Origin of the sequence: Pantoea sp. Ep11b (assembly GCF_040783975.1) — a bacterium.
In the GTDB taxonomy this organism is placed as follows: domain Bacteria; phylum Pseudomonadota; class Gammaproteobacteria; order Enterobacterales; family Enterobacteriaceae; genus Pantoea.
The window spans coordinates 738,957-752,406 of the sequence record NZ_CP160631.1 but is presented as its reverse complement, the minus strand read 5'-3'; the positions used below and the strand labels follow the sequence as shown (position 1 = coordinate 752,406).

Annotated in this window: 11 protein-coding genes; 4 read left to right on the top strand and 7 right to left on the bottom strand. The window is 58.7% G+C overall.

What is annotated here, in order from left to right; all coding sequences use genetic code 11:
- Positions 1 to 17: 17 nt before the first annotated feature.
- The 4 genes from AB1748_RS03465 to gltP form a co-directional block, all read right to left on the bottom strand.
- Positions 18 to 1,562, bottom strand: a complete 1,545-nt coding sequence (locus tag AB1748_RS03465; protein ID WP_367396007.1) for a methyl-accepting chemotaxis protein — start codon at positions 1,560 to 1,562, stop codon at positions 18 to 20.
- 226 nt (positions 1,563 to 1,788) lie between these two features.
- Positions 1,789 to 3,243: a PTS N-acetylmuramic acid transporter subunit IIBC gene (gene murP, locus AB1748_RS03460; protein WP_111141278.1), complete on the bottom strand. Its 1,455-nt coding sequence runs from the start codon at positions 3,241 to 3,243 to the stop codon at positions 1,789 to 1,791.
- Positions 3,243 to 4,154 (bottom strand): N-acetylmuramic acid 6-phosphate etherase, encoded by a 912-nt coding sequence (gene murQ, locus AB1748_RS03455; RefSeq protein WP_111141279.1) that lies wholly within the window; start codon positions 4,152 to 4,154, stop codon positions 3,243 to 3,245. The genes murP and murQ overlap by 1 nt, the downstream gene beginning before the upstream one ends.
- A gap of 426 nt (positions 4,155 to 4,580) precedes the next feature.
- A complete protein-coding gene (gene gltP / locus AB1748_RS03450) occupies positions 4,581 to 5,882 on the bottom strand; it encodes a glutamate/aspartate:proton symporter GltP (protein WP_111141280.1) in 1,302 nt (433 codons plus the stop codon).
- Positions 5,883 to 6,467: 585 nt separating this feature from the next.
- Between gltP and acs the strand changes: the two genes are divergently transcribed.
- The 3 genes from acs to AB1748_RS03435 all read left to right on the top strand — a co-directional run bounded on the left by acs (position 6,468) and on the right by AB1748_RS03435 (position 10,544).
- Positions 6,468 to 8,423 (top strand): acetate--CoA ligase, encoded by a 1,956-nt coding sequence (acs, locus tag AB1748_RS03445; protein ID WP_293774275.1) that lies wholly within the window; start codon positions 6,468 to 6,470, stop codon positions 8,421 to 8,423.
- Between the two features lie 139 nt (positions 8,424 to 8,562).
- On the top strand, positions 8,563 to 8,892 hold the full coding sequence (locus AB1748_RS03440) for a DUF485 domain-containing protein (RefSeq protein ID WP_111140226.1): 330 nt from the start codon (positions 8,563 to 8,565) through the stop codon (positions 8,890 to 8,892).
- Positions 8,889 to 10,544, top strand: coding sequence for a cation acetate symporter (locus AB1748_RS03435; RefSeq protein WP_367396006.1), 1,656 nt, complete (start codon positions 8,889 to 8,891; stop codon positions 10,542 to 10,544). Before AB1748_RS03440 ends, AB1748_RS03435 begins: the two co-directional genes overlap by 4 nt.
- 64 nt (positions 10,545 to 10,608) lie before the next feature.
- On the opposite strand, the gene AB1748_RS03430 is transcribed toward AB1748_RS03435, so the two are convergent.
- The 3 genes from AB1748_RS03430 to AB1748_RS03420 form a co-directional block, all read right to left on the bottom strand.
- Positions 10,609 to 11,154 carry a YfaZ family outer membrane protein gene (locus AB1748_RS03430; RefSeq protein ID WP_293774277.1) on the bottom strand — a complete coding sequence of 182 codons (546 nt, stop codon included), beginning with the start codon at positions 11,152 to 11,154 and terminating at the stop codon, positions 10,609 to 10,611.
- 137 nt (positions 11,155 to 11,291) lie between these two features.
- Entirely contained in the window at positions 11,292 to 11,987 is a 696-nt protein-coding gene (locus AB1748_RS03425; protein WP_111140223.1) for an LrgB family protein, read from the bottom strand.
- Positions 11,980 to 12,405: a CidA/LrgA family protein gene (locus AB1748_RS03420; protein ID WP_111140222.1), complete on the bottom strand. Its 426-nt coding sequence runs from the start codon at positions 12,403 to 12,405 to the stop codon at positions 11,980 to 11,982. The genes AB1748_RS03425 and AB1748_RS03420 overlap by 8 nt, the downstream gene beginning before the upstream one ends.
- A gap of 103 nt (positions 12,406 to 12,508) precedes the next feature.
- Between AB1748_RS03420 and AB1748_RS03415 the strand changes: the two genes are divergently transcribed.
- Positions 12,509 to 13,411 (top strand): LysR family transcriptional regulator, encoded by a 903-nt coding sequence (locus AB1748_RS03415; protein WP_111140221.1) that lies wholly within the window; start codon positions 12,509 to 12,511, stop codon positions 13,409 to 13,411.
- Positions 13,412 to 13,450: the final 39 nt, after the last annotated feature.

The following is a 13,450-nucleotide window of genomic DNA, read 5'->3' as shown; positions in this document are numbered from 1 at the left end:
CAGCTTACGCTTCGCAGTTAACGGAAGACGCTGATCGCTTCCACCAGACGGTTAGCCTGATGGGTCATGCGATCTGACGCCTCGGCGCTTTCAGCGACGCGGGCTGCGTTCTGATGCGTGATGTCATCCAGATCTTCTACTGCGGTGCTGACCTCGCTGAGCGCCGTCGCCTGTTCCGCCGTCGCGGCGCTGATCTGGGCAATCAGCGCGGTCACATTCTGCACCTGCGAGACAATATCCTGCATCGTCATACCCGCCGTGCTGGCGTGGTTATTACCTGACTGAACGCGGCTGGCGCTGGTTTCCACCAGCGTTTTAATTTCGCTGGCGGCTTTGGCACTGCGCTGTGCAAGGCTGCGCACTTCACCCGCCACCACCGCAAACCCTTTGCCCTGCTCGCCTGCCCGGGCGGCTTCGACAGCGGCATTCAGCGCCAGAATGTTGGTCTGGAAAGCGATGCCGTCGATCACGCTGGTAATGTTGGCGATCCGCTTTGAACTGTCCGCGATTTCGCCCATGATGCCCATCATCTCGTTCATCACGCTGCCGCCTTTGATGGCGGCATTGCTGGTATCAGCCGAGAGCATATTCACTTCGTTGGCCGTTTCGGTGTTGCTCTTCACCGTGGCGGTCATTTCGTTCATGGTGGCTGCCGTCTGCTGCACATTGGCAGCGGCCTGCTCGGTCCGGCGGCTCAGCTCGCTGTTGCTGCGGGCGATGGCGTCGCTGGCGCTTAATACTGTGATCGCCTGACCGCTGACATCATCCACCAGCCAGCGGAACATCAGACCGAGCTGGCCGATAGCGCGCAGCGTCACACCGATCTCATCCACCCGATCCATCTGTTCTACTTTGTGATTCGCCCCGGTCGCAACGCTCAGCGCCTGCTGACACATCCGTTCGACAGGGCGCGAAATCTGCTGTTCCAGCCACAGGCTACTGAGCAGAAGCAGACCCGCCATGCCCGCGCTAAAGCCAGCCAGCGCCCCAGAGGAGACACTCAGCGCCCAGACGCCGGCGATGGAGAGCGGGAGCATCATCAGCAGGGTGCTGCGGATCCGCCAGCGCAGGGGCAGCGTCTTCAGAAGCGAGAAGGGACGACGCCAGCCGCTGTGAACCAGCAGACCCTTGTAAAAACGTCGTCCTCTGGCACGCCCCTCGCGGAAATCCTGATAGAGCGCTTCGCTCTGCCGCACCTCTTCTGCCGTCGGTTTGGTCCGCACTGACATGTAGCCCTGCACTTTGCCGTCACGCACCACCGGAATGGCGTTCGCTCTTACCCAGTAGTGATCGCCATTTTTACGGCGGTTTTTGACCAGCGCGGTCCAGGGTTCGCCCTGTTTTAACGTCGCCCACATGTCGGCAAAGGCTTCTGGCGGCATATCGGGATGACGGACGAGGTTATGCGGCTGGCCATTGATCTCGTCGGCAGTGAATCCACTCACGTCGATAAAGGCATCATTTGCGTAGGTGATATAGCTATTGAGATCGGTGGTCGACATCAGGGTCGCATGATCGTCGAACAGATATTCATGCTGAGAGACAGGTTGATTGTTACGCATTACGGGTCCTTAAAAACCCGGCGTTTGCACGCGACAGCCGGAGAGCCTGCGTGTAAACGGCGGGCTGAGAGATAACGATTACCATTTTTTATGTTTTCGGCATCATTTGAGACTCTCTTTAGTGTTTTTGTTAAATTTCCGCCGCGAAAAAAGCCGCTTTGCAGCGGCTTTCACACTTTTACTGACAGGTTATCGGTTAGCCCGGCTGGAGGGTTCGGGCCGTCAGTCAGCTCAGATCGACACCCCGGCTGCCAAACCACCAGGTCAGCAGGAATCCGCCGGTCCACGCCACGATCAGCCCGGCCAGGTAAACCGCCATACCGGCGAAGATCCCCTGGCTGGAGGTCATCAGCGGCAGCGTCACCAGCCCGGACGGCCCGAAGACGGTGTTCATCCCGACCGGCAGGCCCAGCCACGCCACCAGGCCGATGAAGAAACCGCCCAGTGCCCCGCCGCCACAGGCGGTGATAAAGGGCTTAAGGCGCGGCAGCGTCACCCCGTAAATCAGCGGTTCACCGACGCCCAGCAGACCCGGCACAATCGCCCCTTTAATCTGCGCCCGCAGCAGCGCCCCCTTTTCGGCTTTGCACCACAGGGCCAGCGAGGCGCCGACCTGCCCTGCACCGGCCATCGCCAGAATCGGGAACAGTGAGTTGAAGCCCTGCGTCTCCATCAGCGCAAAGTAGACCGGAATAAAGCCCTGATGGATGCCGAACATCACCGCGATCAGGAACAGCCCGGCCAGCACCGCACAGCCAAAGGGGTTGCTGTTGAGATGGATAAACAGCCACGACATCCCTTTAAACAGTTCGCCACCCAGCGGCATGATCAGCAGATAGGTGATGGCACCCGTGATCAGCAGGGTAAACAGCGAGGTGAGGATCATATCGAGGTTGTCGGGAATGATTCTGCGCAGCTGTTTCTCAATCCACGCACCGATAATCGCCGCCATCAGCACGCCGATAATGTTGCCGCGCGGGTCGATGGTCAGGCCGAAAAAGCTCTCCATGCCGCTGTAGTAGCCGGTCGTGGCGGTTGGTACATAGCCGAGCACAAACAGCGAGGCGATAATGGCGCCATTCACACCGCTGCCGCCAAACGCCTTCTGTGCGTTGTAGCCAATCAGGATGCTGAGAAAGGTGAACAGCCCTTTGCCAAAGACCTTCATGTAGGCCACGGTGTGCAGCAGCCAGGGCGCATGATCGCCGGGCGCATTAAGATGGAGACTCTGTTCAATCAGCGTGGCAAAACCCAGCAGCAGTCCGGCACCAATAAAGCCGGGGATCAGCGGCGTGAAGATGGTCGCAAAACGTGACAGAAACTGATGCACGCCGCGGGTCTGCTTCGCCTTCATCTGCTGCTTTTTCTGCGCCGCCAGCTGGCTGAGTTCCATCGCATCATCCTGCGGTGGCCGGGCGGTGTCATCCTGCGCCAGCAGACTCTGCATTCCCTCAGCGGCGGTCTGCGCCTTACCGGGGCCGACAACGATCTGTAACTGGGCATCGCTGTCGATAACGCCCAGCACGCCGGGCAGGCTTTTTAACCGCTTCACATCCGCCTGCTCCGGCTGGTTAAGCGTGAGCCGGAGCCGCGTCATGCAGTGACCACAGGCCGCGATATTCTGCGCGCCACCGACCGCCTGCAGGATCTCACGCAACAGTGCTTCGGTGATTGTGGCCATCAGCGTGCTCCCGCCGCCTGCAGCGCCTGACGGATAAAGCCCTGATGCTGGCTCAGCAGCGTTTTCGCGGTATCGGCATCCAGATCGGCCAGCACCATCAGAATGGCGGTTTTGCAGTGACCGCCGCAGGCGGAGAGCGCGGTGCGGGCGGTGGCGTCATCGCAGTCTGTCGCCTGCATGACGATATTGACCTGGCGCTGCACCAGCTTCTGGTTAGTCGCCTCCACATCCACCATCAGGTTGCCATACACTTTTCCGCTGCGGATCATCGATCCGGTGGTGAGCATGTTGAGCACCAGTTTCTGCGCCGTGCCCGCTTTCATGCGTGACGAGCCGGTGACCACTTCCGGGCCGACGACCGGCGTAAGCGCAATCGCGGCAACCTGTGACATCGCGCTGCCCGGATTGCAGGTGAGCGCCACGGTGGTGGCACCGAGTTCGTTCGCCCAGGCCAGCGCCCCCAGCACGTAAGGGGTACGGCCGCTGGCGGCGATCCCCACCAGCACATCGTCGCGGCTGAAGTGAATATCTTTCAGGTCCTGTGCGCCCTGCTCCCGGTTATCCTCGGCGTTTTCGACCGCCTGCAGGATGGCAGTGTGCCCTCCCGCAATCAGGCCGATCACCTGTTCGCGCGGGGTGCCAAAAGTGGGCGGGCATTCGCTTGCATCCAGTATGCCCAGTCGCCCGGAGGTGCCCGCGCCAGCGTAGATCAGGCGTCCACCGGCCTGAAACGCCGCGCAGATGGCGTCAACGGCTGCCGCGATCTGCGGCACAATGGCCTCAACCGCCAGTGCCACCTTTTTGTCCTCGTCATTAATGACGCGCAGCATCGCTTCCGTAGAGAGTTCATCAATGTTCTGGCTGGCCGGATTGCGGCCTTCGGTGATCATCTGGCTGAGGTCGAGTTTCATGGCGGGCTCCGCTAAGGAATAAATTATTCGATATAAAAGCTATCATAGCGAATGATTAATTCATTGGGTGAGATCTTTTTTTAATGGATGCGGGGTAAGTCATGTTGCAGAGGCCGGGCTGACCAGTGGTGCGTTTACGCAGGCTGCCCGACACGCGGGACTGGAGGCTGTGATTTGCCGGGCAGTGGCGTGGCCGGACATTCGGAACCGGTCAGAAATGGTTCACCCGATCGTCAGGCTGAATACGTCATCCATGATGCCAGGCCTGCGTGGGACGCTTTCCTTTTCAGATGGCCCTTCTCTGGCTGCAGGTTGCTCTGTGGCTGCTGACAGGGTCTCTGGCAGGGATGACCCAGGCGCCCGCAAAAGCCCGCAAAACAAAAGGGCCCAACTTTCGTTGAGCCCTTGTCTTTGTCAGAACCCTGATCAGTCTGCGGTCTGTGTCCGCAACTGCAGCTCATACTGTTTCGCCTGTTCAGCGTCGAACTGGTTTTCCCAGCGGGCAATCACCAGCACCGCCAGCGCGTTACCGACCACGTTCAGCGCGGTACGCGCCATATCCATGATACGGTCAACACCGGCGATAAACGCCAGGCCTTCCAGCGGAATGCCGACGCTGCCCAGCGTCGCCAGCAGCACCACGAACGAGACGCCCGGCACGCCAGCGATCCCTTTTGAGGTCACCATCAGCGTCAGTACCAGCACGATCTCGTCGGTCAGCGACAGGTCGATGCCATAGAGCTGCGCAATAAAGATCGCCGCGATACTCTGATAGAGCGTCGAACCATCCAGGTTAAACGAGTAACCGGTCGGCACCACGAAGCTGGTAATCGCTTTCGGCGCGCCGTAGGCTTCCATCTTCTCCATAATACGCGGTAACACGGTTTCTGAGCTGGAGGTCGAGTAAGAGAGGATCAGCTCATCTTTCAGGATACGCATCAGCGTGGTGATCCGCAGCTTACAGAAGCGCGCAACCCCACCCAGCACCACAAAGGCGAAGAAGAGGATCGCCGCGTAAACCAGCAGCACCAGCTTCGCCAGTGGCCACAGTGAAGCGAAGCCGAAGTTCGCAATGGTCACCGCAATCAGCGCAAATACCCCTACCGGCGCATAACGCATGATCATGTGGGTCACTTTAAACATCGCTTCAGAAACGCCACGGAACAGGTTCACCAGCGGATCGCGCTGCGCTGACGGCAGTGACGACAGGCCTAAGCCAAACAGCACCGAGAAAAAGATAATCGGCAGCATGTCGCCCTTCGCCATGGAAGCGAAGATGTTCTGCGGGATCAGCGACAGAATCGTGGTCACCAGGCTGTGCGGGCCACCCTGGACTTCTGCCGTTGTCGCTTCATATTTAGAGATGTCCACCGTTGCCAGCGTTGACATATCGATGCCGGTGCCGGGTTGAAATACGTTGGCCAGCGTAATACCGACCACAATGGCAATGGTGGTGATCACTTCAAAGTAGAGAATCGTTTTGACGCCGATGCGTCCCAGCTTCTTTGCATCACCGACGCCAGCGATGCCGACAATCAGGGATGAGATCACAATCGGTACCACAATCATCTTGATAAGATGAATAAAGATATCGCCCGCAGGACTGAGAATGTTGGTGACTAACCATTCACGATTGTCTGGCTGATTATGCAACACAGCACCCACGATGATGCCAAGCACCAGGGCTGTCAGAATCTGCCAGGCCAGGCTGATTTTAAAACCTTTCATAACGCGTAATTTCCTCAGTCAAAACCCGTTTTTCTCTACTGCGAAGGTGCAGAAGACAATACACACAGGGAGTGAGCAAAAAGCCCGGTAAATTAGAGGGTGTCTTGAAACAGCGCCCCGTATGAAAATCTGATGATTCTCATACCCATATTCAGACGCTGTCTGAGTTGATACCTGCAGAACAGGGGCGAGATAAGTACCATTTTCACTGTGGTAAATGCAACCCCTGGCGGATCCGATTAAAAGTTAGCCACCTAAGTAGCATAAAGTGCTGCCAGAAGTAAAAATCCCTAACCTGCTGTTATGAAAAGTAATACTTAGATGAATTTCCGCATAGCTATGCAGAGTGGATTAAAAACGCGGCTGGCGCGTTTGCTTGCTTTTTATCCAGTGCATTCCCGTCTGACACCCTTTCTTAATTCCCTATCGCCGCCAGAGAGTTAACCGGAAATATCAGAATGGCTTCACACTTCCTGGCAGACGGTTTATCCCGTGATCTGTGGCGCAAAAAAGAAACAAAGCTTATGGGCGGGCTTTAATTAACCATTGATTGACATATCATTAACATCTTCAAGGAGATCCGCCATGAGCCAAATACACAAACATCCCGTTCCAGAGAATATTGCAGCAAACACCCTGATTACCGCAGAGCAGTATCAGGCGATGTATCAGCAATCTGTCGATGATCCAGACAGTTTCTGGGGTGAACAGGGCAAAATCCTCGACTGGATTAAGCCTTACAGCAAGGTGAAAAATTGCTCGTTTGCGCCAGGTAACATTGATATTCGCTGGTACGAAGATGGCACGCTCAACCTGGCGGCAAACTGCCTTGACCGTCATCTCGCCACACGCGGCGATCATCCCGCCATTATCTGGGAAGGTGACGACGCCAGCGAAAGCAAAACCCTGACCTTCCGCCAGCTACACGCCGAAGTCTGTCGCTTCGCCAATGTGCTGGAGCTGCTGGAGGTGAAAAAAGGCGATGTGGTGGCGATCTATATGCCGATGGTGCCCGAAGCGGCTGTCGCCATGCTCGCCTGTGCGCGTATCGGTGCCGTTCATTCGGTCATCTTCGGCGGCTTTTCACCGGAGGCGGTTGCCGGGCGTATCGTCGACTCCAGTGCGTCGCTGGTCATCACCGCCGACGAAGGGATCCGCGCCGGACGCAGCATTCCGCTGAAGAAAAATGTCGATGACGCCTTAAAAAATCCTCACGTTACCAGCGTGAAAAACGTTGTGGTGTTCCAGCGCACCGGTAAAGATATCGGTTGGGTGGAAGGCCGCGATCGCTGGTGGCACGACCTGATGCAGAACGCCAGCACCAACCATTCTGCCGCCGAAGTCGGCGCGGAAGATCCTCTCTTTATCCTTTATACGTCAGGCTCCACCGGCAAGCCCAAAGGGGTGCTGCACACCACGGGCGGCTATCTGGTCTACGCCGCGACCACCTTCAAGTTCGTCTTTGACTACCATCAGGATGATATCTACTGGTGCACCGCCGATGTAGGCTGGGTCACGGGCCACAGCTATCTGGTCTATGGCCCGCTGGCCTGCGGGGCGACCACGCTGATGTTTGAAGGGGTGCCGAACTGGCCAGCGCCAAGCCGCATGGCCGAGGTGGTCGACAAGCATAAAGTTACCCTGCTCTACACTGCGCCGACGGCAATCCGTGCGCTGATGGCCGAGGGTGACAAGGCGATTGAAGGCACCGACCGCAGCAGCCTGCGCATTATGGGATCGGTCGGCGAGCCGATTAACCCGGAAGCCTGGGAGTGGTACTACAAGAAAATCGGCAACAGCCGCTGCCCGATCGTGGATACGTGGTGGCAGACCGAAACCGGCGGTTTCATGATCACGCCGCTGCCAGGGGCAACCGAGCTGAAAGCCGGTTCCGCTACCCGTCCTTTCTTTGGCGTGCAACCGGCACTGGTGGACAACGAAGGCCAGCCGCAGGAGGGTGCCTGCGAGGGCAATCTGGTGATCACGGACTCCTGGCCCGGCCAGGCGCGTACGCTCTATGGCGATCACGACCGCTTCGAGCAGACCTACTTCTCCACCTTTAAAAACGTCTACTTCAGTGGTGACGGCGCCCGTCGCGATGAAGATGGCTACTACTGGATCACCGGACGCGTCGATGACGTACTCAACGTCTCGGGTCACCGGCTTGGCACCGCCGAGATCGAGTCGGCGCTGGTTTCCCATCCGAAAATTGCCGAAGCGGCGGTCGTCGGGATCCCGCACAGCATCAAAGGCCAGGCGATCTATGCCTACATTACCCTGAACCACGGTGAAGAGCCGTCGCCGGAGCTCTACAGCGACGTGCGGCAGTGGGTGCGCAAAGAGATCGGCCCCATCGCCACACCGGACGTGCTGCACTGGACCGACTCTCTGCCGAAGACCCGCTCGGGCAAAATCATGCGCCGTATTCTGCGCAAGATCGCCACCGGCGACACCAGTAATCTGGGTGATACCTCGACCCTCGCCGACCCTGGCGTGGTGGAGAAACTGCTTGAGGAGAAGCAGTCGATTAAAATGCCTTAAGCGCACGCAATCCGGCGGGAAGATCGCTTCCCGCCACCCCCGCCCCACGCAGTCTGTTTCGCGAGTCACAACTACTATAACCAGCTGAATCCGCGCCCTGCGCGAGGTTCCTGCCTGCAAGCCCTCTGGAGAAAATGTGATGAATGACGCCCTTTCGAATCAGGATGCCATCAATCAGCAGATTGAACGCAATCCCCGTTTTCATGAGTTAGTCCGTAAACGTCAGGCGTTCGCCACGCTGCTGTCGCTGATTATGCTGGTACTGTATGTCGGCTTTATCCTGCTGATTGCCTTTGCACCCGGCTGGCTGGGTACGCCACTGCACGCCGGCACCAGCGTCACGCGCGGTATCCCGATTGGTGTCGGGCTGATCGTGATGTCGTTTGTCCTGACCGGCGTCTATGTCTGGCGCGCCAACGGTGAGTTTGACCGTTTAACCAAAGCGATCCTCAGCGAGGTGAAATCATGACCCGTCTCACCTTATGGCTGCTGGCCATGCTGCTGACGTTTTCTGCCCTGGCGGCCGATGCGATCACCGGCGCGGTGCAGCGTCAGGCGACCAACTATCAGGCGATCATCATGTTTATGGTTTTCGTCGGTGCCACGCTGGGCATTACCTACTGGGCCTCCCGGCGCACCCGATCGCGTAACGACTACTACACCGCAGGCGGCAATATCACCGGCTTTCAGAATGGCCTGGCGATGGCGGGTGACTTTATGTCCGCTGCCTCGTTCCTGGGCATTTCGGCGCTGGTCTACACCTCCGGCTATGACGGCCTCATCTACTCGCTCGGCTTCCTGGTCGGCTGGCCGATGATTCTGTTTTTAATCGCCGAGCGGCTGCGCAACCTGGGTCGCTATACCTTTGCCGACGTCGCCTCCTACCGCCTGAAGCAGATGCCGATCCGTATCCTGTCGGCCTGCGGATCGCTGGTGGTGGTGGCGCTCTACCTGATTGCGCAGATGGTGGGTGCCGGTAAACTTATCCAGCTGCTGTTTGGCCTTAACTACCATGTGGCGGTAGTGCTGGTCGGCATTCTGATGGTGATGTATGTCCTGTTTGGCGGCATGCTCGCCACCACCTGGGTGCAGATCATCAAGGCGGTGCTGCTGCTGTTTGGTGCCACCTTTATGGCGGTGATGGTAATGAAGGCGACCGGTTTCAGCTTCAATACGCTGTTCACCGAGGCGATGGCGGTTCATCCTAAAGGCAGCGCCATTATGCAGCCGGGCGGGCTGGTGAAAGATCCGATTTCGGCGCTGTCGCTGGGGCTGGGGCTGATGTTCGGTACGGCCGGATTACCGCATATCCTGATGCGTTTCTTCACCGTGGCGGATGCCAAAGAGGCGCGTAAAAGCGTCTTCTGGGCCACCGGCTTTATGGGGTATTTCTACTTCCTCACCTTTATCATCGGCTTTGGTGCCATTCTGCTGGTCGGCGCGAATCCGATCTTTAAAGATGCCAGCGGCGCGCTGATTGGCGGCACCAACATGGCGGCGGTGCACCTGGCTAATGCCGTGGGGGGCAGCACCTTCCTGGGCTTTATCTCTGCGGTTGCCTTCGCCACGATCCTGGCGGTGGTGGCGGGCCTGACCCTGGCGGGTGCCTCAGCGGTGTCGCACGATCTCTACGCCAGCGTCTATCGTAAAGGCCAGGCCAGCGAGAAAGATGAGCTGCGGGTCTCCAAAATCACCGTGCTGGCGCTGGGCGTGGTGGCGATTGCCCTGGGTATCCTGTTTGAGAAGCAGAACATCGCCTTTATGGTCGGGCTGGCCTTCTCGATTGCGGCCAGCTGTAACTTCCCGATCATTCTGCTGTCGATGTACTGGTCGAAACTCACCACGCGCGGTGCGATGGTGGGCGGCTGGCTGGGCCTGCTGACTGCCGTGATCCTGATGATCCTTGGCCCGACCGTATGGGTGCAGGTACTGGGTAACGCCACGCCGGTTTTCCCGTATGAGTATCCGGCGCTCTTCTCCATGGCCGTGGCGTTTATCGGCATCTGGATCTTCTCTGTTACCGACCATACGCCGCAGGGCGCAGAGGAGCGTTCCCGTTTCCGGGCGCAGTTTATTCGTTCACAGACCGGCACCGGCATTCAGCAGGGTAAAGCCCACTGATTTTGTGGTGGCACAAAAAAAGGGCGGCTGATAACAGCCGCCCTTTTCTTTTCATGCCACGGGATCAGAAGCGCAGTGAGGCACCCACGTACGGGCCATCGACCAGCACGTTATCTTTGCGTCCGCCTTTGTTGTTCAGTTCGATGTACTGATAACCCACGCGCAGGTTCAGCAGAGAAACCGGCGTAAAGCTCAGGCCGCCAGCGGCTTCCTGATAGCTGTCGAGGTGATCGGTAAGCGACTCCGGTGCGTAATAATATTCGCCATACAAGCCCCACATGCTGTTGAAGCTGTAGTTCGCAGCGCCACCCAGCGCCACCGCAAATCCATCTTTTCCATCTTCAGGATGGGTGAAGATCGCTTTTGCGGTCGGCGCCAGACGCAGAGGTCCGAAGTCAACGTTGTAGCCCAGACCGGCGCCGTAGGTGCTGCCGTCATGGTCGCTGCGCAGCCAGTTACCCTTCAGAAACAGGCCAGGGGTCGTGGTGCCCAGACCCAGATTCAGATTGGTGTTGTGTTCGCTGACGTCCACACTGCCTTCAATCGCCTGAGCTGCACCGCTCAGTAAAACCAGCCCGAAGGCGCTCCCGGCAACAAATTGCTTAAACATGATTCCACTCCATGACAATTAATTCGGCCGCAAGGTTAACAGCCTGAAATGGGGTGACAACAAAATAGCGAAAACTTTACGTAAAAAACCGTGTCCCTTTCTGCCTGCATGTCATCACCCGCGCAACGGAGTGTAGACTATATTGCCCACATCAGGTGGCCAATCAGGGGTGCCATCACCACGGTGAATACGCCCGACAGCATCATCACCAGGCTGGCGACGACGCCCTCCTGCTGGCCCAGCTGCCAGGCGCGTGCGGTTCCGGCTCCGTGCGACGCCGCGCCGAATCCGGCGCCTTTCGCGACCCCCTGTTTAATCGCGATCCGCAGAAACAGCACATCCCCCACCGCCATACCAAACACGCCGGTGATCACCACAAACAGCGCCACCAGATCGGGCTGACCGCCAATCGGGCCTGCCGCCGCCAGCGCAAAGGGGGTGGTAATAGAGCGCACGGCCAGACTGCGCTGGATCGACTCCGGCAGGGTGAGCAGCCGCGCCAGCCAGACGGAACTGCAGACGGCGACCAGCGTGGCGGTGATGACCCCCGCGCTCAGCGACAGCCAGTGGCGTCGGATGATCGCCACGTTCTCATAGACCGGCACCGCAAAGGCCAGCGTGGCCGGGCCGAGCAGCCAGAGCAGCCAGTGGTTTTCTGCGATGTAATCCTGCCAGCTGATGTGCGTCAGCAGCAGCAGCGCCACCAGCACCAGGGGCGTCATCACCAGCGGCATCAGCAGCATTGTCCGCCAGCGTCGATAGAGCCGTTTATTCAGCGCATAAACCAGCAGCGTGACCGCCACACACAGCAGGCTGAGCAGGAGATCACGCATCGGGTGCCTGCTTACGCGCGGCACGCGCGACTTCATACTGATAAAGCCTCTCCACGACCCAGGCCGTCGAGGCCAGCACCAGCAGCGTACTGACACCAATTACCACGCAGATGCGCCAGCCATCCACCCGCAACAGATCGCCATAGTTGACCACGGCCACCACCGCCGGAACAAAGAACAGCAGCATCTCTGCCAGCAGCCAGCGCGATCCCGCTTTTACCCAGTTCAGCGGCACAATCCGCGTTACGATTAACGCCAGCATCAGCAGCATCCCGACAATGTTGGCGGGCAGCGGCAGATGCAGCCAGCTTACCAGCCGGTCGCAGGCGATATAGAGGCCGATATAGAACCCCAGCTGCAGCGGCAGACTGAACCACTGCGCTGCGCGGTGACTGCGTGAAACCAGCACGGACGCCATCTTCCTCTCTCCCCGAATAAATTGACTGCACCAGTATAAAACGCCCACAGAAGGTGAAAAAAATGAATTAAAATTATCGCAATCATGCCTGAAAGGAATAGTTATGGATGTCCGCGCCCTGCGTTACTTTACTGAGGTCGTCCGCCAGCAGAGCTTTACCCGGGCGGCGCAGAAACTGTTCGTGACCCAGCCGACCATCAGCAAGATGCTGCGTCAGCTGGAGGAGGAGCTGGGCTGCACGCTGATCCTGCGCGATGGCCGCCGTCTGCACCTCACCGACAGCGGCGAGGCGGTCTATCAGCGTGGTCTGGCGATCCTGCAGGAGTTTCATCAGCTGGAGGCGGAGATCGGTGACATCAACCAGCTCAAAACCGGCGAGCTGCGGCTCGGTATTCCGCCGATGGTCGGTATGCAGATAGCCGGTTCGATATCCGCCTTTCGCCGCCGTTATCCCGGCGTGAAGCTGAAGATCTCTGAGTTTGGCGGTCTGACGGTACAGCAGGCAGTGCTGGCGGGCAGCCTCGATATCGCCCTGACCGCCCTGCCGGTGGACGCCGGGCTGCCGCTGAACACCCTGCCGCTGATGCATCATCCGCTCTGTGTGCTGCTGCCGCGCCATCCCGGGTGGCTCGGCCGTCAGCAGATGAGTCTGACCGAACTCGCACAGCATCCGCTGCTGATTTTCAACGAAGAGTTCTCGCTGAACCGTCAGCTGATGCAGGCCTTTCAGCGGCTCAGCCTGACGCCGACGGTGGCGGTGCGCAGCGGACAGTGGGATTTTCTGGCGGCGATGGTGCAGGCCGGGATGGGGCTGGCGATTCTGCCGGAGCCGATCTGTCAGCGCCTGGACAAACAGTCTCTGCTGTGGCTGCCGCTGGAATCGGAACTGAAGTGGAGCCTGGGATTGATCTGGCGGGAGGGGAGCTATCTGTCGCGCAGTGCGCAGGCGTGGATTGCCTGCTGCCGCGAGCACTGGCCGGATGAACCGCCGCGCCTGTCGGTGTAAAAGGCTGGCACGCTGCCTCCGCGCAGGCGTGCCAGCCTG